Here is a 23,378-nt window from a genome sequence, read left to right on the forward strand (position 1 = left end):
ATTCCTCTCCTTTATGGCTTATTTTCCCTCCTCTCCCCCGGGGCTATGAGGTGCAAAAAAACGACATCCATCGTATTTCGACACACTTAGGCCAATAAGATCAATTTGTCGAAAAATAACGGTTTTCGTAGGGCCAAAGCCATGGTATAAATAGATTAGGCCATTTTAGCAAATTATGACAGGAGTGGAAATGAGGAATGAAGAAAAAAGTCGTCGTCCTTGGGGGAGGCGTAGCCGGAATGAGCGCCGCCCACGAGCTGATCGAGCGCGGCTTTGATGTCGCTGTATATGAAATGAAAGGAATTCCAGGGGGCAAAGCCCGCTCCATGCCGGTGCCCGGCAGCGGGACGAATGGGCGTAAGGACTTGCCGGGCGAGCATGGCTTCCGTTTTTTTCCGAGATTCTACAAGCATATTATCGACACGATGGAGCGGATTCCCTATGGCAATAACAAGCGCGGAGTCGCCGATAATTTAGTTGAAGGAACACGACTCGGTCTAGCGCGAACAGATGACGTTCCTGTCGAATTCGTTACCGAATTTCCAACCTCCTTGTCCGACATAAAGTCATTGTTCAAATCATTGTTCGACAATCATCTGGGACTTACGGAGCAAGAGGTCGAGCATTATCTGAAGCGGATCTGGCAGGTTATGACAAGCTGCAATGAACGAAGGTCCGAGGAGTATCAGAACATTCCTTGGTGGTCCTTCATCCAGGCGGACCAGCAATCGGCCAATTTTCAACGGGTGTTCACCGGCATGACAAGGATTTTGGTAGCGGCCAAAGCCCGCGAGGCCAACACGGCCACCGTGGGTACGGTAGGAGCACAAATCATGCTGGATATGGTCATGCCCGGCGGCAGCGCAGATCGTCTGCTGAACGGACCGACGAACGAGGTATGGATCAATCCGTGGCTCGATTATTTACGCCAGTCTGGCGTCGACTACCATTTGAACGCGAAGGTGGAGCGAATCGATTGCAAGGATGGCGTCATCACCGGGGCGACCATAACCGAATTCGGGAATACATACGACGTTAAGGGCGACTACTATATAGCCGCATTTCCTGTCGAAGTCATGGCCCAGTTCCTGACTGACGAAATGCTGCGAGCCGACCCCACTTTGTCGAAAATCAAAGAATTGGCAAACGATGTCGATTGGATGAATGGAATCCAGTTTTACTTGAAAGAAGACGTACCCATTCTCCACGGGCATATGATTTATATGGATTCGCAGTGGGCGCTGACCTCCGTTTCCCAGAAGCAGTTCTGGCCCCATACCGATTTGGAGCAATACGGTGACGGAGAGGTTCAGGGCATCATCTCGGTCGATATTTCCGATTGGGAAGCTCCCGGAGCTCTCTTCGGCAAAAGTGCCCGGCACTGCACACGCGATGAAATTATGCAGGAAGTATGGCATCAGCTTAAGGCCAGCCTGAACGTGGGCGGGCGTGTCGTGCTTGAGGACAGTATCATCCATTCCTGGTTTCTTGATGAAGACATCCAGCTGCCGAACCCTGACGGAGTTGCTGCGAATCTGGAGCCTCTCTTGATCAATAAAGTCTATACATGGGAAATGCGCCCGCAGGCTTATACGGCCATTCCGAATCTGTTTCTCGCTTCGGACTATGTAAAAACGAATACGGATCTTGCTACAATGGAAGGTGCCAACGAAGCGGCACGGCGTGCCGTCAACGCGCTGCTGGAAGCGTCCGGCTCCAAGGAAGACCGGTGCGAAGTTTGGGAGATGTATCAGTTCGGCGCTTTGATGCTTCAGCGCTGGCATGATGAGGCGCGATTCCGCAAGGGCCTGCCTTGGGACGGAGATATTTTTTAAAGAAATAGACCGGCAGCCTATAGTGATCTCATAGCAAAGAACCTGACAAGCAGAGCTGCGCAGCCCTGTAGTCAGGTTCTTTTTTCCTCAAATTGAGGCTGTTCTCACCATTCTTTTCTTCTTCTGAGCTGCGTAATATGTGCGGTATGATGGCGCCCATGCCAGGCATAAGTCCCCAGGTTCACATCCAGACGCACCACTCCCGAATCCGGATGGATGAAGGTCCTCTCCCACTGCTCGGAGCTCAGAGAGCGAAGCAGCCTCCCCCAACGTGCATGAAGCTGATCAAGCAGAGCAAGGGAAAGCTCCAGCGGCGCTTCCCGGCTGTCCGCAAGCTCTGCCCAGGCCGCCTCGTCGTAAGGCTTGATGGTGGGCTGCTCTTCCGTCAGCGCCAGCTTAAAGCGAGTAAGGCTGTTCATATGACTGTCGGCCAAATGATGCACCACCTGGCGAACCGTCCAGCCGCCAGGCCGGTAAGGTTCATTCAGCTGCTCTTCCGTAAGCCCGTCCACGGCATCCCGCAGCTTCCGAGGCAGCTGCTCGATCTCCTCGATCCACAATTGACGCTGCTCCGGGGTAATCTCCCCATTCCATTCAAACCGCCCGACAGGAAAACGCAAATCTTCCATAGGTATCCTCTCCTTTATCTTGGCTTATTCCGAATTCGGCCGAGCTTCCTTTAATCTCCGCCGCCTCCTCCACCATCCCCGCCGCTTCCGCTATCTCCGCCTCCGTCATGCGAACCGCTGTGGCTATCCCCATGATGGCTATGGTGACCATGATGTCCATGATGCCCATGATGATGATGGTGGTGATTCCGATGCTCCCCCTCGGAGCTATCTGAAAAGATGAAGCTGCTCGACATACTGGAATGATTATCGTCGCGCCGGTGCCGATTTCGTTGATTGGATGATGCTTTGGATAGATTGAATAATAGTAAGACGATAATGATGAGAACAATGATAACTCCAATACCTATTTCCATCCTATCCGCTCCTTTCTCTTTCATGGATTGGGAAATATGGAATGATATTTCTCTATCTTTTATTGTATCGAACCGAACCGTTTGTTGCAAAGAGAGCATACCAGCTCCGATTCGTCTCCTGGCTTGAGGCTGCATTTGACGTACCGCTTCCGTTCATGTCATGATGAGATTGATGTATGTTCCCGTTAAGAAGCTAATTAAAGAAGGAGACCTTGCAATGAAACAGACCATTCATGTCACGACCCAAGAACAGCTAAACCAATGCCTTGACATAAGAAAAGAAGTGTTCGTCCGCGAGCAGAAGGTCGATGTAAGCTTGGAGATCGACGAATTCGATGAATCTCCGCAGGCCTGCTATCATATTCTGCTTCTGGAGGACGGCAAGCCGACGGCTACCGGCAGAATGCGCCCCTACACAGACGATACCATGAAGCTCCAGCGAATCGCCGTACGCCAATCTTCCCGCGGCACGGGTGCAGGCAGAGCTATCGTGCTTGGTCTGGAGGAAGAGGCCAAGCGGATCGGCTATGCTTATACCCTTCTGGATGCGCAGTGCCAAGCAGAGCCCTTTTACGCCAAGCTCGGTTATGTCACCATTTCGGAGGAAACCTTCCTTGATGCAGGCATTCCGCATGTTCGGATGAAAAAAACATTATAATTTGTCATGACAAGACAAAGAGCGCTTTGGCCCCTTCCCGTACGGGATCGATCTAAAGCGCTCTTTTTGTTCATGGATGGATCTGGATTTGAGAACGATACCAGCTATTTTGGATATTATTTGCAAATAGGGAAAATGGTACAATATTTTTGTATCCAACTATCCTGGTATAGAAGGGAGCCTGCTCATGGCACAATATGACTCCTTTGCCGAACAATATCATCAGATGGTTCTAACCGGCGGACCCGAACCCGCCTACCGCTATATTATCCGCCAATTGGAGGCGCTAACAGATCTGAAGGGCCGCAGTCTGTGCGATATCGGATGCGGCCAAGGGGAGCTTAGCTCCAGGCTGGCCCAATTAGGCGCCTTGGTGACCGGTGTCGATTTGAGTGGAGCCCTTCTTACATACGCCAAAGAAAAAAACGATCAGGTGAACTGGATACAAGACGATGCGATGGAGCTGCGCCGCCTTCCGGATGCTGCCTATGATTACGTCGTGTCCAGCGTCATGCTGATGGATGTTCCCGATCACCGGAAGGTGTTCCGGGCCTGCCACCGTATTTTGAAGCCGGAGGGCATCATGATCTGGGTCATCATGCATCCGTGCTTTCAGTCTCCGTTCAGCCATCCGTTAGGCGACGGCTCCCGCAAGGTAATGCAGTATGCGCCTCAATTTTGGAAGTCTGCCGGGACAGGAACTATCCGTTCCACGCTCGGAGCCTATCACCGGCCGCTTTCAGCCTATATCAACGATTTCATGTCGGCGGGCTTTTCGCTGCTGCGGGTAGATGAGCCGGAAAGGCCTGATACTTCGGTCGATCAGCTGCCCTCACTTTTCGCCGCCGTCGGCCAAAAGCTCTCCAATCCATGAGGAAAGGAGGCCTGCCCATTATGGACCGGCCTCTCTCTTATGTTACAGAGCCTCCACTTCCGCCAGCGTCGGCAGCGCAGGAATCGCTCCCCGACGGGTTGTCGTTACCGCCCCTACTTTGTTAGCGAACTTGAAAATCTCCGATACAGCGGCTTCATCCGAGAAGAAGTTCTCCAGACCTTCGGCCGTGTATCCGCCTTCCACGAGCTTATAGAGCATAGCGCCAACGAAGCTGTCACCGGCTCCTGTCGTATCTACCGCCTTCACCCGGACCCCTGGAACCAATGTCATCGCATGGCGGGTCACGACAAAGCAGCCTTCTTCGCCGCGCGTTACGACGACCGCTTTCGTTCCCATCATCAGTAGCTGCTGAACGGCTTCGGCCGGCTCCGTATTGAGCAGAAAGGCGGCCTCTTCCTCACTGACCTTAACAACATCAGCCAAGGCAATGTGGCGAAGCACCTCTTGCCGCATTGTTTCTTCATCAGGCCATAAGGCAGGACGCAGATTCGGATCGTATGAAATGATCCCGCCGAACGCTTTGACCCTGCGGGCCGCCTCCAGCGTCGCTGTACGGCATGGCTCGCTGATCAAGGATACCGAGCCAAAATGATAGATGGCCGCGTCCTCCAGCCAACTATCGTTCAGCTCTGCAGCCTCCAGAAGCATGTCTGCCGCCGGTTCGCGGAAGAACAAGAAGTCCCTCTCTCCATCTTTGCGCAGCGACACGAATGCGAGTCCCGTTCTGGCCGCATCCGTCTCTACGAGCGCCGTTTCCACTCCCGCTTCCACAAGCGTGTTTCGCAGATAGCGCCCGAATGCATCATTGCCAACCTTGCCTATAAAACGGGAAGATCCGCCCAGCTTTGCTACCGCTGCGGCTACATTGGCGGGGGCTCCACCCGCAGCCCTCTGAAAAACCGGTACTTGCTCCAGAGGCTGGCCGTTTTCTTCCGGCACAAAATCAATCAAAAGCTCGCCCAAACAGACAATCATCGTACGATCGTTCATCCTTCTACCCTCACTTTAAATCACTAGATTAGCCATTGGCTTGCACAATGTTTCATATATTAACCATAGCATAAAAAGCGGACAAAGGCACGTTTAGCCCCATGGCATAGTAGGAAGAGAGAACTACAATGGGGAGACACCCTATGATTTTTCTCCCACTGCTTTGAATGCAAGGTCTCTATGTGAAGTGTTACTTTCGGGCTAAGACGCGCCTATTAGTAAAAAAAGATCCACCTTACGGCTTAGACGCATAAGGTCGATCTTTGGCCGGGCCGGTCTATGATCTTTTGCCGAGGTTCCCTTGCACTGAATCCGAATCAAGGCTGCCTTGCTCCCTTAGCAGCTGCAAAGCCCACTCGCACCATTCCATCTCCATCCTGGCGTTATCCAAGGCGCGCTTCAACAGAATATATCTCCCAAAGGAAGGTGAGCTAAGACTTCGGGTTCCTCCCTCTTCTTCCATTTGCTTATGTAACGTTTCGAGGAAGGCATTTAATTTTACGGATCTTTTGGTAAACGTCTGCAAACGCTCCTCAAACAGCTGCTCCGCCTTTTCAGGATCCGCGAGCCATACTCCATACAGCTTTAGAAGCAGCTCGTCCCGTTTCACCGGCTCCGAGGTCGGCTCGGGAATCCACTGCCGAAGCGCCGCAATCCCCCTCTCCGTAATGGAATACACCTTTTTATCCGGCTTCTCCTTTTGCGGTACCGCTACGAATTGAACCAGTCCGTTCTGCTCCATTTTGGACAGCAGCGGGTAGATTTGACTGTGCTTGGCTTGCCATACAGGCTGAATCTGCAGCATAAGCTCATAGCCTGTACACGGCCCTTGCGAAAGCAGGGCAAGCAGTCCGTAAGAAAGAGTATTCATGGCCCCTCCACGTGAATCGGTCCCTCGGTTGACAGATGAATGGAACCGTAGTACTATTTTCTCGTGCCTATTATATGTAAAAATGTACATATAATCAATAGAACGGCTCGTCTTACTGCGGACTAATAAATGTACAAGCTAACAGGGGATAACCTCGTAAAACGCAGCATTGGCCTCGAAGCCGATTCAGGTACTTTGCTGGGAGCCCCCAAATTTAACTATTCTAGTTTTTGGAGAACGCCTCTTTCGAGGGTCTTTCAAAGATAAGCGACTTTAAAGTTTTGCTTTGGCAAACCTTGCTGTATAAGCAAGGTTTGTTTATCGCCCATTGTGGAATAATAGGGCCCTGCATCCGCATTGCGCCCCATATCTATTGTAATATAAGGGAGACATACACCATGCCTTATTTACGTTTTAAAGGTTTTCCCAGTGATTTTCTTAGATCGATAGCTCCTCAAGTTGTTGAGGATTTTGCCCAAATTGTCAGCATCGCCAAGGAAAAGGTAAAGATCGAATTGCTGCTGAGTGAGGCTATCACGCAGGTTCCGCTTAGCGTCGAGATCCTCATGTTTCCGCGAAAGCAGGAGGTACACGATGCCGTCGCCGCGAAGCTGAGCAGGCTGCTCAAGGATTTCGGCTATGAGCAGGTCCACCTCTTTTTCGTGATTCTGAATCCCATGCTTTATTATAAGAACGGAGAGCCTCTCGTTTCGGCCGGACAGACTTATGGCCCTTCTGAAGGCGCCACAGTCCCGGGGCTCGGGTAGCAGGCTCCATTCCAAATCGAAAGCATCCACGTCGAACGTACGCGGATGCTTTTTTGCTGCATAATGAAAAACCCCCATCTGGGCTCATTGGCCGCATGGAGGTTCCCCTTCCTCTATGATAGATTAGATGCCCAACACTTTATGAACCGACTCCATCACCCGTTCCTTCTGGAACGGCTTCACGATGAAATCTTTGGCGCCCGCCGTAATGGCTTCCACCACCATGGCCTTCTGTCCCATAGCCGAGCACATAATAATTTTGGCCCCCGAATCGACCTTCCGTATTTCCTTTAGAGCCCCTACGCCATCCAGCTCCGGCATCGTGATATCCATGGTAACCAAATCCGGCCTGAGGCTTGTATAAGCCTGTACCGCCTCCATCCCGTTGGCTGCTTCGGCGATCACCTCATGACCTTCCTCAGTCAGCATGTTTTTCAGTACCATCCGCATAAATGCCGCATCATCCACCACCAGGATCTTTGCCATACTCCTGTTCCCCCTTTAACCCTTGTCTGCTGCTATAGGTGTATTATGGCAAAGGGGCATTAAGTAAATTTTAGCTATTGGCCTGAATATCATTAGTTTTCTTTATCATTTTCTAACAGGTTTGCATGCTGAGGCAGTCACCATGCGCGCCCAGCCTCCATACAATACAAGCAGAAGACCATTTGTTAGTATACGGAGGTACCCGTCTATGAATCACCAAGCCTTCGGATTTCCGCAGAGAGGCTTTTTCCAGCAGCCGCCGTTTTTCAATCCATTCTTTTTCCCGAGGCGCCGCTTTCTTCCATTCTTCTTTGTGTCCCCGTTCTTCTTTCCGTATGTCAGAGGCGAGGAAGGAGAGCACAGCGTCAAGCTGTTTGCCCAGCATCACTGCCAAGCGGGAGACACCATGTCATCATTAGCCAAAGCCTATAACGTACCGCAGCCCATTCTCGAGGCGGTGAACCCCCATCTTCCGGCAAGCAATGAAATCGTTCCCGGCTCCGTCGTCAATATTCCGCGTATGGATACCATGTTCTGCTACAAAATGTACCTGGAGCATGAGGCCGGTCCCCTCCCAGCCGCAGCTTCGCCTGCACTCTCGCCCTCCGCTGCCCCGCAAGCAGCCAAATCGCCCGCAGAATCAAAGATGGAGGACCCCAACCAGAGGCTCCCAAGATATACGTTTCCTGCGATACCGTACTCCGGATTTTATTCCTGCTGAAGGGGAAAGCTGCTCAAACGGGCAGCTTTTTTATTTAAGAAATATACAACTTGTTACAATTTTCTGAAAATTTTATGTAGTTCTAAGGTTTCTTTAAGATTTCTCCAAGAGCACAGGCATATAATGTTCACATACTTACTTCATTGGAGGGATCAACATGAAACTTTTTATTTCTTTCTTGCAAGGCTTCTTTTACAGCTTTATCGCTATTGCCGCATTGCCCATCTTATTGGTGCAAAGTCTCATCGATCTTTAATGGTCACAAGACGTTACCGTTATTTAGCCGTTTCGTTTCTTATAACGATGTAAAGGCAGCTTACCGCTATTGTAGGTAGGCTGCCTGTTTTTTTGCCCTTGTTTACTCCACACGAACCGCCGTACCGCTTACCGCTACCATCAGCATTCCTTCGCGGATTACTTCATAATCGATATCGATACCTACGATTCCGTTAGCTCCCATCCTTGCCGCTTGTGATTCCATCTCGTTAAAAGCAATGTCGCGGGCGTCCTTCAGCTTGCTCTCATAAGCTCCCGACCGGCCGCCTACAATATCGGTAATCGACGCGAAAATATCTCGAACGATATTCGCCCCCATAATGGCTTCACCTGTTACGATAGAGATATATTGTACGATTTCTTTGCCTTGAATGGTCGGTGTCGTGCTTAAAATCATGGCAAAAACGCCCCTTTGCAATGTTTTTCTTAGCATGCGGGAAAGCATAAGAAATCATACATTGGCATTCGGGGCGTTATAGACGCCAAGCAAATCGTGCAATATAAAAGCCCCCGGGATGGGGGCTAATATGTTGAGAAACCTGAAAATCTGAAAAATTGCCTTGGTCCCCCGGTGGGGTATCCCCTTTCGGCCGCTGTTGTTCTCGGGAAATGTTGATGATAATCGCTATATAGCGGTGATTTTCCGAGAACAAAGGCGAACGCTATCGCTCCTACAGGAGATACCCCACCTATCACCATTCACATTTTTCGGTGCGATATGGCTTCTCAACAGCCCGTGCCCCCGGGATGGGGCCTTTTTTCCATATAAGTTTGTCCTTATTTATCGAGCAAGGAAGCGCCGGCAATGCCCGGATGCGTCATTTCGTACGGATCCAGAATCAGATCAAGCTCCTCTTCTGTCAGCACATTGTACACCAGACACAGCTCGCGAACCGATTTCCCCGTCAACGTCGCTTCACGGGCGATGCGGGCCGCCACCTCATAGCCAAGATGCGGGTTCAATGCAGTAATGATCCCAATGCTGCGATCAACATAGGCTTTGCACTGCTCGACATTGGCTTCGATACCGTCAACGCAGTGAATTTTGAACACCTTGAACGCCTGGTTCATAATGCTGATCGATTGCAGCAGGTTGAAGACCAGCACCGGCTCCATCACATTCAGCTCCAGTTGGCCTGCTTCCGACGCGAGGCAGATCGTATGGTCGTTACCGATCACCTGGAATGCCACCTGATTGACGACCTCGCACATCACCGGATTGACTTTACCCGGCATGATCGAGGAGCCCGGCTGACGGGCCGGAAGCTTGATTTCGTACAACCCGGCGCGCGGTCCGGAAGCCATCAGACGAAGGTCGTTGGCCACTTTGGACATGTTGATCATGCACACTTTTAGAGCAGCCGACACCTCAGTATAAGCATCCGTATTTTGTGTGGCGTCGACAAGATCCTCCGCGTTTTTAAGCGGGAAGCCGCTCCACTGCGCAAGCAGCTCGACGACACGTTTGATGTAGCGAGGATCAGCGTTCAGGCCGGTCCCTACAGCTGTCGCTCCCATATTCACCTCATACAAATGAGCCCGGCTTTGCTGAATCCGCTTGATATCGCGTTCCAGCACCCTGGCGTAAGCGGCGAATTCCTGCCCAAGCCGAATAGGCACCCCATCCTGTAAGTGGGTACGCCCCATTTTAATCACGCTATCGAATTCTGCAGCCTTGGCAGCAAATGCGCCTTGCAGCTCCTCGGCAGTTACCAGCAATTTATCCATTAACGACAATACCGAAATATGAATTGCCGTAGGGAAAGCATCATTGGTGGATTGCGCCATATTCACATGAGAGTTCGGGCTGACCTTGAAATAATCGCCTTTGGTTCCTCCCATCAGCTCAATCGCCCGGTTGGCGATAATTTCGTTGGCGTTCATGTTGATCGATGTTCCTGCGCCGCCCTGAATAGGATCGACGATGAACTGATCATGCCACTTGCCTTCAATGATCTCATCTGCAGCTTTGACGATGGCTTCGGCCAAGCCCGGCTGGAGACGCCCGATTTCCATGTTGGCGGTAGCCGCTGATTTTTTTACAATCGCCATAGCCTTAATTAATTCCTCATGAATCCGGTAACCCGTAATTGGGAAGTTCTCTACAGCCCTCAGGGTTTGGATGCCATAGTACGCATCGATGGGTACTTCCTTAGAGCCTAAGAAATCTTTTTCCACTCGTACCGTTTCCGTCATCTTGCTTTCCCCTTTCGTGCACTCCAAGTAATTTATTATCCAAAGGTTAAATAATATAGTTCATTGAATCCGGTTTCATTGTAATCCAAATATCTCGAAGATGCAACGTGTCCATCGATTAATAAAAAGTATGGCAGCATTTTACACTTTTCATTCAAATTGAATCCAAATGCCCGTCTTGTCGTCCGATACCTTAAACCTCGGGTATTTCAAACAGTCCGAGTCCTCCTGCTCCTGCCGGATCAGCCTCTCGGCGTATCCCGCTAACGATTCATCGGCAATGCGCTTCACAAGCTCCCTGACAGCGTCATAAGAAGGCGTCTCCTTCACCGAGGGCTCTGCAAGAGGGAACAATCCGTCGGTCACAAGCAGCACCGCCTTAAGCTGAATGCGGTTAATACGCCCGTACTCCAGGAAATCGGCAAGCTCCGGCTCGCCGCTCAGAACGGAATACCCTTGCAGGGTGTTCATTCGGGCTTTATTGGCCAGCATAATGGGCCTAGCCATCCCCAGCAGCTGCCCCCGTGTCGTAACGCCCTGCCGGATTCCCTCCTCCAGACTGCGTTTGGATAATTGATCGACATGCGCAACCTGGTCACGGGACAGCGTCCGCACCGACCCGTCCTTATAGACAGCGGCGATCATGCAATCGCCTGCCTACGCATAATCGATGTATGCATCATGAATACGAATAAGAGCCAGGCCGCTGGTCCATAAAGCGGTTTTGTCTGTCACGTCGATACCTGCCTCCAGCATGCTGCTTCTCAACAGAGCATTCGCCTCCAAGACTAAAGGCTTCAGGCTATCCTCTGGCATCTCTTTCTCTTCGAGCGATTCCAGATAGCTCCGGATCAGGCGGGAAGCAAGATAACCTCCGGTCTCTTGACGGGGTCCCCGATAAGGCCGCAGTGAGGTAGCTCCGTCGAGGACGCCGTACATTTGCAGCCGTTCATGACGGACGAGCGCATCCTCATTCCATTCGGCCGTTCCTTGAAGGGTAATTGAGTCTATCTTCATGTCCGAATTCCTCCTCATCATCCACCCATGACGCAGCCTGAATCATCAGGCCTTGCGGCTCACAGCCTGGACTTTCGAATGACTTGATTAATGACCTCCGAGAAAATGAGCCCGATCGCTATCGCTCCCGAGATCATAAACGCCTTGGCGGCAAGCTGAACCGCGACATCATACTGATTCTCGACAATGTTGCGCATAGCATCATAAGCAAGCCCTCCGGGAACCAAAGGAATAATGCCGGAAACACTAAAAATGATAATAGGGGTCTTATATATTTTGGCTAACAATTGGCTTAGCACCGTAACGACAAATGCAGCGGCCAGACTCGAAACGATCGGATTGGCGGATAATCTCATGGACAGGATGTACAGCAGCCATCCAATCATGCCTACAAAGCCGCATTGCAGCAAGTTGCGTCTCGGTACGTTAAATATAATGCCAAAGGCGGCGGAAGCGATGAAGCTGGTTGCCAGCTGCTCGATGACCAAGTTGAGAAGCCTCCTGTGATTCAATGTCTGTCGACGTTCTGTGATAATGCGCAGCCGAGTCCGGCGGAAGTTATACGGTTATCCTGCTCCGTTACAAAGGCCGCCGCGGAACCGGCTTGGCTAGTGAAAGGAAATGACGAGAGCAATGCCTGCACCGATAGCCGATGCCGTCAAAAAGGCTTCCGCTCCTTTGGACATGCCTGAGACGAGATGCCCCGCCATTAGATCGCGGACGGCATTCGTGATGAGCAGCCCGGGTACGAGTGGCATTACAGACCCGATAATAATCGTATCCAGCTGATGACCGATCCCCTGCTTAACAAAGTAAGACGATAGAGCTCCGATCATTAATGACGATAAAAATTCCGCAAAAAACTTGATTTCGATCCACCGCTGAATCTGTACGAGAAAGGCAAATCCGAAGCCTCCCGAAATTACGGCGGGCAGCACATCCTGCCATATCCCCTGGAACATGATCAGGAAGCAGCCGCTGGCCAGAGCCGCTGCGATCACCTGAACCCATACGGGATATGCGATTTTGGCAGCGTCAATATCCTGAAGCTTCTCGTACGCCTCTGAGGCGGTTAACTCCCCGGCACTGATCTTTCGCGAGATGTCGTTAACCAAGGTCACCTTGCGCAGGTCGGTGGAGCGTTCCATGATGCGGATCAGCCGGGTCATCGGCTCGGTTCCGTCAATCGAGAAAAAAATGCCGGTAGGGGTTACATAGCTGTGGGAGTTGTCCACTCCGAGCGCCGCCGCGATACGAATCATCGTGTCCTCTACCCGGTAGGTCTCACCGCCGCTTTGCAGCATAATTTTACCGGCCAGCAAACATAGTTGTGCAATATCATCCTGTCGATTCGTCGACTCCATCCGGTCACTCCCTTGGGTAGTGATACGAGCTGCTTGTTTTCAGTATTCCTAATTTTGCATATTTCAAAAGAAAAGGATCACGGCGTGCCGCCCGTTTCTTGATCAATGCCCCTGCTTTCAAATGTAACGCAAAATGTCAGAAATGCATAGTGGCGAACTCGCAAACTTTCTTAGATAGATCTGTAATCGTTTTTTCAATAATCTTTAGTCTAAACCCTGAAAAGGACACGTCCGTTTAAGCTGCTCCCTCCATTTGATTATGCGCGAATCCCAGGCGCACGTTGCAGTACTGCAGGGTGGGCGGTCGAACCCAATTGAAGCAGAACAACAAAAAAACCTGTCTGCGGTATGCCGCTGACAGGCTTCTTCGACCGGTGCTTCCGGATTATTGTTAATAGATTACCACAATCAAGCGGTAGAGTCTACATTTTTTGCTAGAAGTTACCTAATACTTATTATCGATGCTGATGACTGAAACCTTCACTCAAAGTCTAGGCTGCCATGCTTATCGGAAGCTTACTTTTTGTTGTTGCGATCCTGGCCAGACCGGTGCCCTTGACCGCTATGGCCGCCCCACTGGCCTCCGTGGCCGCCATAACCGCCTTGGCCTCCCCAGTGACCGCTTTGACCGCCCCAATGACCGCCTTGGCCTCCCCAGTGGCCTCCTTGACCGCCCCAGTGACCGCCTTGGCCTCCCCAGTGGCCTCCTTGACCGCCCCAATGACCGCCTTGGCCTCCCCAGTGACCGTCATGACCGCCCCAATAGCCGCCTTGGCCCGGCCAATAACCGCCCTGACCGCCGCCCCAGTATCCGCCTTGGCCTGGCCAGTAGCCTCCTTGACCTGGCCAATAGCCGCCCTGACCCGACCAGCCTCCTTGACCTGGCCATTGATATGAACGTTTATTTTTACTCATGTCATCCCATCCTTTTCTTTTCCTTGTAGTTCACAATAGACTATGTCGGATGACGAAAAATGGATGCTTGCCCCCGAAAGAAATGGGCTGCAATTCGTTTCATGACAGAGTAAACACGGCAGGTAGAAATAGGTCTACCCAGGTCCATTTTTTAATAAGCTCTTGAATACTGCTTAGGCGCGTGGACCTGTCCGGACACCTCTTGAATCGCATGGGTCGCCCAGTAGGGATCCCGGAGCATGCCGCGGGCTACGGCTACCAAATCGGCATCTCCGTTGGCCACAGTCGCTTCTGCCAATCTGGCGTCATCCAGCAGACCGACGGCGATGACCGGCACATCTAGAGCCTGCTTGACAGCCCGTGCAAATGGAACCTGATACCCCGGATAATTGCCCGGCTTCCTTGCGGCTCCTACAGGACCTTCGCCCCCGCTGCTCACATGGAACACATCTACGCCGGCTTCCTTATAGCGCCTGCACATTTCGATGCCATGATCCAAATCATAGCCTCCGTCCATATATTCCACAGCGGAAATTCTAAGGATTAGCGGCATCTGCTCAGGCATGACACTTTTCACGGCCTGAATGACCTCCACTCCAAAACGGGCCAGGTCCTGGCCGTATTCATCCTCCCTGTCGTTAATGGCTGGAGAATGAAACTGATGAATCAGATAGCCATGTGCCCCGTGCAGCTCAATCGTATCGACACCCGCTTCAATAGCCCTCACAGCAGCTTCCTTAAACTTCACTACCATCTGCCGGACTTCCTCTGTAGTAAGCGCGCGAGGCTTTTTGAACTGGGAATTGAACGGAATCTCGGAGGGTCCTACCGGAACAGCGGCATCCTCCGCCTTGCGGCCCGCGTGGGCAATCTGTATTGCGACTTTGGCGTCGTATTTGTGGATTTCCGCGATCATTCGCCGGAAGGCGGGAATCTGGTCATCCGACCATAGTCCAAGATCATAATCGGTAATACGGCCGTCCGGATCTACATCCGTCATTTCGATAATAATAAGCCCCGCGCCGCCGACCGCCCTGGAGGTATAATGTACAAAGTGCCAGTCATTAGGCTTTCCATCTTTAGCCTCTACCGAATACTGACACATGGGAGGCATGACGATGCGATTTTTCAGCTTCAAGCCTTTGAAACTAAATTCAGAAGATAAATGAGCCATTTTGTTCTCTCCTTTAGTCCTTTATCTTGTCTTATTGTTTCCCGAGTTAATTATATATGCATCAAATTTATTTAAGGAAGTAGTGATATTATTGTCATATAGTTTCCGAAAAGTTAGTTTTGTGCTATGGTTGGAAAAATTCAAGCTTAGGTAAAGGACTGATGATGTTATGGATAACCGGGAGCCGCTGACATTAACCAAAGGCACGCCGGACGAAGTATGCCCCATTGCCAAAGTCATCGATATGATCGGAACCAAATGGACCTTCTTGATCCTTCGGGATCTGCTGATTGAAGGCACGATGCGGTTTAGCGATTTGTTAAAATGTCTCGACGGCATCAGTCCGAAGACGCTGTCTCTTCGGCTTAAGGAATTGGAGGAGTACGGCATCCTGACCCGTACGGTATATCCCGAGGTCCCTCCGAGAGTGGAGTATACCCTTACGGAAAAAGGCAAACAGCTGGAAAATATCTTTATCGAGCTGAAGCGCTTTGGTCTGACACTTTAGGCACGTTGAAAGCCAGTCCCAGGGGTAAATCCGCAAGGGCGGAATACCACGGTATGTAGAGGCTTCTTGTTGTACGAAAAAATTCCTGCTATGCTTGAAAAGCAAATGATACCGTAACGGGAGATGCAGAACATGAACGACATATTGACATTTTGGGGCACTGGCGACTCGATGGGCGTTCCCCGAGTTTACTGCTCTTGCGATATATGCATGGAAGCGAGAACGACAGGCCGCAACCGGCGCTTTCGCTCTTCGGCAATGCTGAGTGCAGGCGGACACGAGCTGCTGATCGACTGCGGACCGGATTGGAGAACGCAGATGGAGCGTCTCGACAAACGATTTATCGAGCATGTGCTGATTACACATGCTCACTTTGACCATATCGCCGGTCTTCCTGAATGGGCCGACGCCTGCCGCTGGCTGGGACGCAAGGGCCATCTCTATGCTCCTGGCGATGTCCTTGAGACCATCGCTCAGCAGTTCCCGTGGCTCGAACGCCATCTCGAAATGCACGATTGCATGAACGGTCTGACATGGGAGAACTGGGACATTGTGCCCTGGAAGGTTTGCCACGGCAAGAACGGCTATTCCTATGCCTACAAATTCACCCGTACCGGCTCGGCCCCCTACAGCTGGGTGTATTGCTCCGATGCAATTAATTTGAATAAGGAAGAAAAAGCTCCCCTGCACGGACTTCAGCTGCTTGTGCTGGGAACCAACTTCTATAAAGAAGAAGCCGCGCTGCCTACACGCTCCGTCTATGATATGGAGGAAGCGCTGCTGCTGCTTGAAGAGGTTCAGCCTGCGCGGACTCTATTCACGCATATGTCCCACGGCGTCGATGTGCTGCGCGATTACGGGCTTCCGTCATATGTTGCCCTTGCGGAAAACGGAATGCAGCTTCGGCTGGAATAAGGGGACTGCTTGCAACTTTCCCCGCACCTGGCGCGTCAATCCTAGCAGAACCAAACGAGTACTCAAGGAGGGTCCTGCTTATGGGAAGACGCGCTTGGATAGGATTGCTCCTCGGATTGCTGCTCCTTCTCCTTGCGGGCTGCGGCGAGGGTCCGGAAGCAAGCGGAGATCAACTTGCGGCCAAGGAATTCGTGAAGTCGCAGGGCTATACCATCACCTCAAGCGGCGGCCCCATCTACAGCTATCAGCTGGACAGAAGCCTGCTGTACGGCAGCCCGGAATCGACTCCCTTCAGGCAAATGTGGGCGGTACAGCAGGAGGAGCCGGATAAGTATTTCGGACACCAAATCACGATTTACCGTTTTACCGTCAAGCAGCATCCTCTGGAACGGATCTACAAGAAGAAGACAAATGTCTTCATCATGATGTCAAAGGGCAAAGTGATCGGCGGGTATTCCTATCCGGATATGGATGCGGCGGGAGCCGTCTACTCATTGGATGGCAGAACACTGGAGGAATTGACGGGGCTTAGCTATACGGACTGGCTGGAGCAGTGGCAAAAGAAATATTCGCCATAGCACTAAGCTTATAGCTTCCGGCCACGGAATAAAAAGAGGGTCCAGTCTGTTCCAAAGCCGGAACAAGACCGAACCCTCTTTTTACAAAAAATCATTCATCGCACGACGACGACACGGGGACGGTTATACTTCATCCCATAGTCTTCGGACCGTTTCCAAGCCCAGCTTGGAGCCGGTAAAGCAATCCTCCATACCCTCGAATTCTACGGAAATATAGCCGTCGTAGCCGGAATGCTTAATAATGCTGATGACCTGACGCATATCGATATCGCCATGACCGACAATCGCTCCCCGAAGATGATTGCCGCTTGCTGTCGGGAACCATCCCGTACCCGGATTCAAAGCCGCCGGACGAAGATAGAAATCCTTGAAGTGAACCATAGAAGCATAGGCAATGTTCTTTTTCACGGCTGCAACGGAGTTCTCATCCGCACACATAAAATTGCCTACGTCGAGCGTCGTCCGGAAATTCGGACGGTCCACCGCATGGATCAACGCTTGAACTCTGTCGCTTGCTTGAATATAGTAGCCATGATTTTCGACACTGGTTACAATATCGAATTGGGCCGCATAATCGGCAATTTGCCGGCAGGCCGATGCGAGAAGCTCCAGGTCCTCCTGGAAGCGGAGCATGGAAGTGTCCTTGCGCGAAGCCACATCGTGCCTCATCCGCTTGACTCCGAGACGATGCGCTATATCGACCTCGCGCTTGACCCGCTCAATCTCGCTCTCATACTGCTCCCGGGTTTCGGTAATGAAATTCGCCCCGATCGCATAATTGGATATATCGATTCCTACAGCTGCCGCCTTGTCACGAATCGCATCGATCAGCTCCGGATTCTCCGTCAGATTGAACCCGATAGGGACAATCTCCACATGCTCCCCGCCATTGTCAGCGATCCAATCTATCGCCCCAAGAATATCCAACTGTTGAGATTTGATGGCACGTACCAAACTATATGAGCTTAATCCTAGCTTCATGTGATCTTGACCCTCCTTGGCAGGTTATTCGTAGCGGACCTCGCGGCCCGTTTCGGCCGATTCGTAAATACCGCATAATATTTTCATCAGTTCCACGCCGTCCTCTACAGGACTGATCGGCTCCGCCCCTGTCGTGCAGCTCTCGATGAAGCAGCGGATTTCATTTTGGAAGGCCGCAGTGACGTTAAGCCCCTTTTGATCCGTCTGCGGCGTAATGTTCAGAATGATATCGTGCTTCTCTGAAACCAGCGCCATTGCAGGCTCCAGCTCGAATCCGCCCTTTTCCCCGAATAGCTTGACGACTGTCTCATCCTGCTTCGCATGCAGCGTGAAGCTGACATCGACCATAAGGGAGGCGCCATTCTCAAAACGGATGATCGCATTAGCCATGTCTTCTACGGTGTTCTGGCTGGCGTCATAATCGGCTGCTTTATAGAAGGACAGGTTCTTCACATTGCCGCGGTTTCCCAGTCTGCGATACGTGTTCCCGCTGACGGAAACGACCTTGGGTCTCCCCATCAAATACCAGCAAATATCGATAACATGGACTCCGATATCAATCAACGGTCCGCCGCCGGAACGCTCCTTGTCCGCGAACCATCCGCCCGGATTGCCCAGCCGGCGTATGCAAGAGGCTTTGGCATAATAAATGTCGCCGAACTCCCCGCTGTCTGCGAACCGTTTCATTAGCTGCGCATTGGCGTCATACCGGCGGACAAAGCCGACCTGAAGCACCTTGCCGGATTCGCGGACCGCCTGCTGTACGTTCAACGCTTCCTCCACTGTGCGGCATAGCGGCTTCTCAACCAACACATGCTTGCCTGCCTTCAGCGCGGCAATACTGATCTCCGCATGAGTATTGTTCCAGGTGCAGATGCTAACGGCATCGATGGACGGATTCGCCAGCAATTCATGATAATCCTCATACACATGCGCTGCCCCGTATTTGTCCGCCTTCTCCTGCGCTCTAGCCCGGTTAAGATCGCACACAGCGGCAATTTGAACGGCCTCCCCCAGCTTTTGGTAAGCCTGAAAATGCAAATCCGAGATGGAGCCTGCCCCGATAATTCCTATGTTCAGCTTGTTCAATTTCATCCATCCTCCCTTAGTCGATTTTGATCGTTGAGCTAATGTTGAATGCACTATATACTCAAATTATCACGTATCCAGCAAAGAAGGAATGTAAGCGATGATCAGTTACATGGACTATAAGATCAGTCGGCAGCCAATTCGGATCGTTGACCTGACGGTGGATAAAAGCATATTGAAGGTACAAGCGCTCCGAGTGATCAACGTAGGCCATATCCCGGCGCGGATCCATTATCGGAGCCAGGCCAGGTTCACCTACTGGGCGATCGTCTATATTTCCGGAGGCTCGGGAACCTACCAGGTGAATGACGGCGACAAGCAGAAGGTCAAGCAGGGCAGCTTCTTCCTGCTGTACCCGGGAGCCGTATTTCATTACGGACCTGGGGAGAACGAGCACTGGGATGAGCATTATTTCACGATTGAAGGACCGCGGATTCAAGAATGGCTTCAATCCGGTCTTATAGAGCCCGGCAAAGTCAAGCAGACGGAGGAAGAGCAGCTGACGCGAATCAACCGTATTTTTATGCTGATGGAAAGCGGCATTCCGAGTAATATCGACCGGGCCGCATTAGCCGTAGAGGCGATGCTGCTGGAGTTCGCCCTTAGCTCCGAATCCGTCCCCAAAGTCACAAAGGCCGAAAATGCGCTCAAATTGATCGAAGCGGTAACCGACTATATTTACAGGCCCTTTGATCCTGCCGAATTATGCGAACGGCATCACATCTCGTTTCCGACGCTCCGGCGAATCGTCAGCAAATATACGGGCTATCCGCTGAATGAGTATGTTCACCGCCTGAAGATGGCGGAAGCCAAAAATATTCTTCTTAACACGGATCAATCGTTAAAGGAAATCGCTTCCTCTCTAGGCTATCAGGACGTATTTTATTTCTCCCGTCTGTTCAAAAAAATCGTCGGCGTATCGCCCAAAATGTTCCGCGGCACCGTATAGCTCCCGACAAGTGGAGACCTGCTTCGAAGCTTATTCCATTACTTTGCGGGGAGCACCGGACATTAACCCCATTGAAATGCCAAAAAACGTCTGAACCGTTCCGTCCATAGGATGAATGGTTCAGACGTTTCCTGTTTTTTTCATGTTCCGGCGTCAAAAAGCGCATCCTATTCCTATCTGCGTTTAAGCTCCGTTCTTTCGACAATAAGGACATTTGTCGTTGACAAAAACATCCTTATAGAATACTATATGAACATATACTCATATATTCATACGTTCATTTTATGGAGGTATTTTATGGAATCTATGGACCGCCCTCAAGGGCCGGATGTTTCCGTCCGTTCCTTGGATGAAGAAACTTTGTTTATGGTATCTCAAACGTTCAAGGCTTTATCCGATACAACACGGATACGCATTCTATACCTGCTGTCACAAAAAGAATGCTCGGTCAATGAAATTGCCGACGAGCTCTCGCTGCTTCAATCGACCGTATCCCACCAGCTCCGCTTCTTGAAAAACCTGCGTCTGGTGAAATTCAGAAGAGCCGGTACCACTTTATATTATTCACATGATGACGAGCACGTGATGGATCTGCTCAGTGAAGCGATTCACCACGCCAACCACGATTAGCTGGGCTGATTAATGCCGGGATGGAGACAGACCGGAGACAAGCGCGAAATGAGGGAATAGCCATGCTGGAATATAGAGTGAAAGGTTTAAGCTGTGCGAACTGTGCCCGGGAGATGGAGGAGCAGATTCAGCAGCTCGAGCACGGACAAAACGCAACGCTCAATTATAATAGCGGCAAGCTGAAGATCGATCCTAATGTATCGTTGCCCGAGGTTCAAAAAATATTGCGCTCCGACGGCGCATTTATCGATTCGCTGGCCCCGCGTTCCGTTAAACCGGCGGCTGCCGGCAAAGTGACTCAGCGGGTGCGGAGTCATAACGAGCGTCTTGAGGAAAGCAGAGAGCAGGTCAGCGCTGCGGTAGAACACGCATGCACGGACTGCGGCACGGAGCATCATCACTCCCGCGGCCATCATGCTGATTCCGATGCCGTGGAGCATGGAGATGCGGCTGCCCGGACTGTTCCGCACATTTCCTCCAGGAACGACGGAGCTTCCGGCCATGCGCATGACCACTCACATGAGCATGGACATGACCACCGGCATGCTCACGATCATGCCCATGAGCACGATGATCACGGACACGACCATTCCCACTCCCATGGCGGATCTTCCATGATCAAGCAGCTGGTCGTTTCCGCTGTTTTATATGGGGCCGCGCTGCTGCTTGAGGACCGGGTTCCGGGCTTCGTAAGCATCCTTCTTTATCTCGGCGCCATCCTGTTGAGCGGTTACAGCACCTTCATTAAAGGACTCAAGCGTCTGGTCAAGCTTCGGTTCAATATGGACACCTTGATGACGATAGCCTTGATTGGCGCTGTAAGCATCGGCGAATGGAAAGAAGCGACCATGGTGGCCATCCTGTTCGGTATCAATGAGCTGCTCGAAGGCATCGGAATGGAGAAAGCGCGCCGTTCCATGGAATCCTTGCTGCAGGTAGCGCCTAAGCAAGCGGTAAGGATACGGGACGGTAAGGAAGCCTCCGTGCCTATCGAGTCGCTCGAGGCAGGAGACATCGTGCTGGTCCGGGCGGGAGAGAAGATCCCTTCCGACGGCCGCGTGCTTGAAGGCACGAGCTCCGTTAACGAAGCCGCAATTACCGGGGAGTCGCTCCCCTTGGAGAAGGTGCCGGGGGATCCGGTGTTTGGCGGCAGCATTAACCACGACGGCGTTTTGCACATTCTTATAGAAAAGGCTTATGAGGATTCGTCCCTTGCCCGTATTCTTCATTTGGTGCAGGAGGCACAGGAAACCAAGACGCCAACCGAGCTGTTTATTAATCGTTTTGCCAAATACTATACTCCAGCCATCATGATCATTGCTCTGATCGTTGCCGTCTTCCCTCCCCTCTTCCTCCAAGGCGATTGGAAGGAGTGGCTGTACCAAGGGCTTGCCGTACTGATCGTCGGTTGTCCCTGCGCTTTAATCCTGGCCTCCCCTATTGCCATCGTTGCCGGAATTACACGCAACGCGCGGCACGGCATTCTGGTCAAAGGCGGCGTATTCCTGGAACAGCTGGGCCGTATCGATACGATCGCCTTTGACAAAACGGGAACGCTCACCTTGGGAGAGCCGCATGTGGAGCAAACAGCCGTGTACGATGCCGACGAACAACGCTTTTACCGCGTCGCGGCAAGCATCGAGCAGTCGTCCACCCATCCGCTGGCCAAAGCGATTTTGCGCGAAACCGGGAAGCGCGGCATCCAGGCCGAGCAGCCCGAGGAGGTTGTCGCCGCTTCCGGCGTCGGGATTCGCGCGGTGCTTGGCGGCAAGCGCTACTCCTTGGGCAATGAAGCGAGCGTCAGCCATCTTGCTCTGCCGGAGGCTGTTAAAGAGGATATTGCCCGCTTCAAGGCAAGCGGTCTGACATTGGTTCTGGTTGCAGACCAGGAAGCGGTTCTCGGGCTCTTCGGCATCGCCGACGAGGTTCGTCCGGAAAGCGCAGGCGTGGTCGCCTCGCTGCATCGCCGCGGCATTCGCCGCACAGTTATGCTGACGGGTGATCATCCGCAAACGGCGGAGAAGGTTGCACGCGCCGTCGGTGTCACCTCCTTCTACGGCGGTCTGCTGCCGGAGGATAAGGTTGAGAAAATCCGTGAGCTCGGACGAGGCGGACGGGTCGCCATGGTTGGCGACGGAATCAACGACGCCCCGGCTCTCGCCACCGCCGAGCTGGGAATTGCGATGGGCAAAGGCACGGACAGCGCCATTGAGACGGCGGATATCGTGCTGATGCAGGATCACCTCGGCAAGCTGCCCGATGCCATCGCCATAGCCCGCAGCACGAACCGGATCATCGCCATCAACATTACGATCGCGATGGGGCTTAAGCTCGCTGCGCTGCTGCTCACGATTCCCGGGATGCTGACTCTGTGGTTCGCCATTTTATCCGATATGGGGGCCACGATCATTATCAGCCTGCTTAGTCTTACAATGCTTGTGGAACGGAAATCTCCAACCGGCGGTCAATAATCTATCGAAATTTTAAGTATCCCCCTTGCCCGCGGCTGGTCAAGACCCCATTTTGTAGACATTGAAAAAAACCCTATGCCACAAGCTGACGCCGGTACTCTAAAGGC

The 23,378-nt window shown here is 51.9% G+C and carries 26 protein-coding genes; 11 read left to right on the forward strand and 15 right to left on the reverse strand.

All coding sequences use genetic code 11. The annotated features are described in order from the left end of the window. Nucleotides 1-197: 197 nt before the first annotated feature. Nucleotides 198-1,835, forward strand: coding sequence for a hydroxysqualene dehydroxylase (locus tag ABEA66_RS30335; protein ID WP_345593503.1), 1,638 nt, complete (start codon nt 198-200; stop codon nt 1,833-1,835). Nucleotides 1,836-1,939: 104 nt separating this feature from the next. Here the strand turns inward: ABEA66_RS30335 and ABEA66_RS30340 are convergent, their stop codons facing one another. Further along, nucleotides 1,940-2,464: a YfiT family bacillithiol transferase gene (locus tag ABEA66_RS30340; protein ID WP_345593504.1), complete on the reverse strand. Its 525-nt coding sequence runs from the start codon at nt 2,462-2,464 to the stop codon at nt 1,940-1,942. A gap of 50 nt (nt 2,465-2,514) precedes the next feature. After that, nucleotides 2,515-2,820 carry a hypothetical protein gene (locus ABEA66_RS30345; protein ID WP_345593506.1) on the reverse strand — a complete coding sequence of 102 codons (306 nt, stop codon included), beginning with the start codon at nt 2,818-2,820 and terminating at the stop codon, nt 2,515-2,517. A 217-nt stretch (nt 2,821-3,037) separates the two neighbouring features. Here ABEA66_RS30345 and ABEA66_RS30350 point away from each other — a divergent pair, with 217 nt between their 5' ends. Both ABEA66_RS30350 and ABEA66_RS30355 read left to right on the forward strand, forming a co-directional pair. Continuing rightward, nucleotides 3,038-3,478 (forward strand): GNAT family N-acetyltransferase, encoded by a 441-nt coding sequence (locus ABEA66_RS30350; protein WP_345593508.1) that lies wholly within the window; start codon nt 3,038-3,040, stop codon nt 3,476-3,478. 187 nt (nt 3,479-3,665) lie between these two features. After that, entirely contained in the window at nt 3,666-4,352 is a 687-nt protein-coding gene (locus tag ABEA66_RS30355; protein WP_345593510.1) for a class I SAM-dependent methyltransferase, read from the forward strand. A gap of 42 nt (nt 4,353-4,394) precedes the next feature. On the opposite strand, the gene ABEA66_RS30360 is transcribed toward ABEA66_RS30355, so the two are convergent. Together ABEA66_RS30360 and ABEA66_RS30365 are read right to left on the reverse strand one after the other, a co-directional pair. After that, nucleotides 4,395-5,363 carry a PfkB family carbohydrate kinase gene (locus ABEA66_RS30360; RefSeq protein WP_225948629.1) on the reverse strand — a complete coding sequence of 323 codons (969 nt, stop codon included), beginning with the start codon at nt 5,361-5,363 and terminating at the stop codon, nt 4,395-4,397. 277 nt (nt 5,364-5,640) lie between these two features. Beyond that, nucleotides 5,641-6,234, reverse strand: coding sequence for a PadR family transcriptional regulator (locus ABEA66_RS30365; protein WP_345593513.1), 594 nt, complete (start codon nt 6,232-6,234; stop codon nt 5,641-5,643). 398 nt (nt 6,235-6,632) lie between these two features. On the opposite strand from ABEA66_RS30365, the gene ABEA66_RS30370 reads away from it, so the two are divergent. Further along, nucleotides 6,633-7,001: a DUF1904 family protein gene (locus ABEA66_RS30370; RefSeq protein ID WP_345593515.1), complete on the forward strand. Its 369-nt coding sequence runs from the start codon at nt 6,633-6,635 to the stop codon at nt 6,999-7,001. A 123-nt stretch (nt 7,002-7,124) separates the two neighbouring features. On the opposite strand, the gene ABEA66_RS30375 is transcribed toward ABEA66_RS30370, so the two are convergent. Next, nucleotides 7,125-7,487 (reverse strand): response regulator, encoded by a 363-nt coding sequence (locus tag ABEA66_RS30375; protein WP_345593516.1) that lies wholly within the window; start codon nt 7,485-7,487, stop codon nt 7,125-7,127. Nucleotides 7,488-7,695: 208 nt separating this feature from the next. On the opposite strand from ABEA66_RS30375, the gene ABEA66_RS30380 reads away from it, so the two are divergent. Then, a complete protein-coding gene (locus ABEA66_RS30380) occupies nt 7,696-8,208 on the forward strand; it encodes a LysM peptidoglycan-binding domain-containing protein (protein WP_345593518.1) in 513 nt (170 codons plus the stop codon). Nucleotides 8,209-8,566: 358 nt separating this feature from the next. Here the strand turns inward: ABEA66_RS30380 and ABEA66_RS30385 are convergent, their stop codons facing one another. The 8 genes from ABEA66_RS30385 to ABEA66_RS30420 form a co-directional block, all read right to left on the reverse strand. Next, the gene (locus ABEA66_RS30385; RefSeq protein ID WP_079914554.1) at nt 8,567-8,881 is read right to left on the reverse strand and encodes a heavy metal-binding domain-containing protein; all 315 of its coding nucleotides are present in this window, start codon (nt 8,879-8,881) and stop codon (nt 8,567-8,569) included. A 380-nt stretch (nt 8,882-9,261) separates the two neighbouring features. Beyond that, complete coding sequence (gene aspA / locus ABEA66_RS30390; RefSeq protein WP_192705610.1) at nt 9,262-10,680, reverse strand: aspartate ammonia-lyase; 1,419 nt, start codon at nt 10,678-10,680, stop codon at nt 9,262-9,264. A 150-nt stretch (nt 10,681-10,830) separates the two neighbouring features. Then, nucleotides 10,831-11,325 carry a hypothetical protein gene (locus ABEA66_RS30395; protein WP_345593522.1) on the reverse strand — a complete coding sequence of 165 codons (495 nt, stop codon included), beginning with the start codon at nt 11,323-11,325 and terminating at the stop codon, nt 10,831-10,833. Nucleotides 11,326-11,337: 12 nt separating this feature from the next. Beyond that, nucleotides 11,338-11,697, reverse strand: a complete 360-nt coding sequence (locus ABEA66_RS30400) for a hypothetical protein (protein ID WP_345593524.1) — start codon at nt 11,695-11,697, stop codon at nt 11,338-11,340. A gap of 59 nt (nt 11,698-11,756) precedes the next feature. Beyond that, a complete protein-coding gene (locus ABEA66_RS30405) occupies nt 11,757-12,185 on the reverse strand; it encodes a threonine/serine exporter family protein (RefSeq protein WP_192705612.1) in 429 nt (142 codons plus the stop codon). 120 nt (nt 12,186-12,305) lie between these two features. After that, the gene (locus tag ABEA66_RS30410) at nt 12,306-13,061 is read right to left on the reverse strand and encodes a threonine/serine exporter family protein (RefSeq protein ID WP_345593528.1); all 756 of its coding nucleotides are present in this window, start codon (nt 13,059-13,061) and stop codon (nt 12,306-12,308) included. A gap of 516 nt (nt 13,062-13,577) precedes the next feature. Next, complete coding sequence (locus tag ABEA66_RS30415) at nt 13,578-13,976, reverse strand: hypothetical protein (protein WP_345593531.1); 399 nt, start codon at nt 13,974-13,976, stop codon at nt 13,578-13,580. A gap of 151 nt (nt 13,977-14,127) precedes the next feature. Continuing rightward, nucleotides 14,128-15,150, reverse strand: coding sequence for an NADH:flavin oxidoreductase/NADH oxidase (locus ABEA66_RS30420; RefSeq protein ID WP_345593532.1), 1,023 nt, complete (start codon nt 15,148-15,150; stop codon nt 14,128-14,130). Nucleotides 15,151-15,319: 169 nt separating this feature from the next. Between ABEA66_RS30420 and ABEA66_RS30425 the strand changes: the two genes are divergently transcribed. The 3 genes from ABEA66_RS30425 (at nt 15,320) to ABEA66_RS30435 (ending at nt 17,151) form a co-directional block, all read left to right on the forward strand. Then, complete coding sequence (locus ABEA66_RS30425) at nt 15,320-15,658, forward strand: winged helix-turn-helix transcriptional regulator (protein ID WP_345593534.1); 339 nt, start codon at nt 15,320-15,322, stop codon at nt 15,656-15,658. A gap of 132 nt (nt 15,659-15,790) precedes the next feature. Next, nucleotides 15,791-16,573, forward strand: coding sequence for an MBL fold metallo-hydrolase (locus tag ABEA66_RS30430; protein WP_345593536.1), 783 nt, complete (start codon nt 15,791-15,793; stop codon nt 16,571-16,573). Nucleotides 16,574-16,653: 80 nt separating this feature from the next. Further along, nucleotides 16,654-17,151, forward strand: coding sequence for a hypothetical protein (locus tag ABEA66_RS30435; RefSeq protein WP_345593538.1), 498 nt, complete (start codon nt 16,654-16,656; stop codon nt 17,149-17,151). A 123-nt stretch (nt 17,152-17,274) separates the two neighbouring features. On the opposite strand, the gene ABEA66_RS30440 is transcribed toward ABEA66_RS30435, so the two are convergent. Both ABEA66_RS30440 and ABEA66_RS30445 read right to left on the reverse strand, forming a co-directional pair. After that, nucleotides 17,275-18,132 (reverse strand): sugar phosphate isomerase/epimerase family protein, encoded by an 858-nt coding sequence (locus ABEA66_RS30440; RefSeq protein ID WP_345593540.1) that lies wholly within the window; start codon nt 18,130-18,132, stop codon nt 17,275-17,277. 24 nt (nt 18,133-18,156) lie between these two features. Continuing rightward, nucleotides 18,157-19,227: a Gfo/Idh/MocA family protein gene (locus tag ABEA66_RS30445; protein WP_377740823.1), complete on the reverse strand. Its 1,071-nt coding sequence runs from the start codon at nt 19,225-19,227 to the stop codon at nt 18,157-18,159. A gap of 94 nt (nt 19,228-19,321) precedes the next feature. Here ABEA66_RS30445 and ABEA66_RS30450 point away from each other — a divergent pair, with 94 nt between their 5' ends. The 3 genes from ABEA66_RS30450 (at nt 19,322) to ABEA66_RS30460 (ending at nt 23,271) form a co-directional block, all read left to right on the forward strand. Further along, nucleotides 19,322-20,170, forward strand: coding sequence for an AraC family transcriptional regulator (locus tag ABEA66_RS30450; RefSeq protein WP_079914566.1), 849 nt, complete (start codon nt 19,322-19,324; stop codon nt 20,168-20,170). Nucleotides 20,171-20,476: 306 nt separating this feature from the next. Continuing rightward, nucleotides 20,477-20,800 (forward strand): ArsR/SmtB family transcription factor, encoded by a 324-nt coding sequence (locus ABEA66_RS30455; protein ID WP_144028090.1) that lies wholly within the window; start codon nt 20,477-20,479, stop codon nt 20,798-20,800. A 62-nt stretch (nt 20,801-20,862) separates the two neighbouring features. Beyond that, nucleotides 20,863-23,271 carry a heavy metal translocating P-type ATPase gene (locus ABEA66_RS30460; RefSeq protein WP_345593542.1) on the forward strand — a complete coding sequence of 803 codons (2,409 nt, stop codon included), beginning with the start codon at nt 20,863-20,865 and terminating at the stop codon, nt 23,269-23,271. The last annotated feature ends 107 nt before the right edge of the window (nt 23,272-23,378 follow it).

The sequence above is a fragment of the Paenibacillus vulneris genome (assembly GCF_039543185.1).
In the GTDB taxonomy this organism is placed as follows: domain Bacteria; phylum Bacillota; class Bacilli; order Paenibacillales; family NBRC-103111; genus Paenibacillus_S; species Paenibacillus_S vulneris.

Bases quoted from the DNA above. Each gene is read 5' to 3' on its own strand.
- ABEA66_RS30335 (WP_345593503.1), top strand. From the start codon at position 198: ATGAAGAAAAAAGTCGTCGTCCTTGGGGGAGGCGTAGCCGGAATGAGC.
- ABEA66_RS30340 (WP_345593504.1), bottom strand. From the start codon at position 2,464: ATGGAAGATTTGCGTTTTCCTGTCGGGCGGTTTGAATGGAATGGGGAG.
- ABEA66_RS30345 (WP_345593506.1), bottom strand. From the start codon at position 2,820: ATGGAAATAGGTATTGGAGTTATCATTGTTCTCATCATTATCGTCTTA.
- ABEA66_RS30350 (WP_345593508.1), top strand. From the start codon at position 3,038: ATGAAACAGACCATTCATGTCACGACCCAAGAACAGCTAAACCAATGC.
- ABEA66_RS30355 (WP_345593510.1), top strand. From the start codon at position 3,666: ATGGCACAATATGACTCCTTTGCCGAACAATATCATCAGATGGTTCTA.
- ABEA66_RS30360 (WP_225948629.1), bottom strand. From the start codon at position 5,363: ATGAACGATCGTACGATGATTGTCTGTTTGGGCGAGCTTTTGATTGAT.
- ABEA66_RS30365 (WP_345593513.1), bottom strand. From the start codon at position 6,234: ATGAATACTCTTTCTTACGGACTGCTTGCCCTGCTTTCGCAAGGGCCG.
- ABEA66_RS30370 (WP_345593515.1), top strand. From the start codon at position 6,633: ATGCCTTATTTACGTTTTAAAGGTTTTCCCAGTGATTTTCTTAGATCG.
- ABEA66_RS30375 (WP_345593516.1), bottom strand. From the start codon at position 7,487: ATGGCAAAGATCCTGGTGGTGGATGATGCGGCATTTATGCGGATGGTA.
- ABEA66_RS30380 (WP_345593518.1), top strand. From the start codon at position 7,696: ATGAATCACCAAGCCTTCGGATTTCCGCAGAGAGGCTTTTTCCAGCAG.
- ABEA66_RS30385 (WP_079914554.1), bottom strand. From the start codon at position 8,881: ATGATTTTAAGCACGACACCGACCATTCAAGGCAAAGAAATCGTACAA.
- aspA (WP_192705610.1), bottom strand. From the start codon at position 10,680: ATGACGGAAACGGTACGAGTGGAAAAAGATTTCTTAGGCTCTAAGGAA.
- ABEA66_RS30395 (WP_345593522.1), bottom strand. From the start codon at position 11,325: ATGATCGCCGCTGTCTATAAGGACGGGTCGGTGCGGACGCTGTCCCGT.
- ABEA66_RS30400 (WP_345593524.1), bottom strand. From the start codon at position 11,697: ATGAAGATAGACTCAATTACCCTTCAAGGAACGGCCGAATGGAATGAG.
- ABEA66_RS30410 (WP_345593528.1), bottom strand. From the start codon at position 13,061: ATGGAGTCGACGAATCGACAGGATGATATTGCACAACTATGTTTGCTG.
- ABEA66_RS30415 (WP_345593531.1), bottom strand. From the start codon at position 13,976: ATGAGTAAAAATAAACGTTCATATCAATGGCCAGGTCAAGGAGGCTGG.
- ABEA66_RS30420 (WP_345593532.1), bottom strand. From the start codon at position 15,150: ATGGCTCATTTATCTTCTGAATTTAGTTTCAAAGGCTTGAAGCTGAAA.
- ABEA66_RS30425 (WP_345593534.1), top strand. From the start codon at position 15,320: ATGGATAACCGGGAGCCGCTGACATTAACCAAAGGCACGCCGGACGAA.
- ABEA66_RS30430 (WP_345593536.1), top strand. From the start codon at position 15,791: ATGAACGACATATTGACATTTTGGGGCACTGGCGACTCGATGGGCGTT.
- ABEA66_RS30435 (WP_345593538.1), top strand. From the start codon at position 16,654: ATGGGAAGACGCGCTTGGATAGGATTGCTCCTCGGATTGCTGCTCCTT.
- ABEA66_RS30440 (WP_345593540.1), bottom strand. From the start codon at position 18,132: ATGAAGCTAGGATTAAGCTCATATAGTTTGGTACGTGCCATCAAATCT.
- ABEA66_RS30445 (WP_377740823.1), bottom strand. From the start codon at position 19,227: ATGAAATTGAACAAGCTGAACATAGGAATTATCGGGGCAGGCTCCATC.
- ABEA66_RS30450 (WP_079914566.1), top strand. From the start codon at position 19,322: ATGATCAGTTACATGGACTATAAGATCAGTCGGCAGCCAATTCGGATC.
- ABEA66_RS30455 (WP_144028090.1), top strand. From the start codon at position 20,477: ATGGACCGCCCTCAAGGGCCGGATGTTTCCGTCCGTTCCTTGGATGAA.
- ABEA66_RS30460 (WP_345593542.1), top strand. From the start codon at position 20,863: ATGCTGGAATATAGAGTGAAAGGTTTAAGCTGTGCGAACTGTGCCCGG.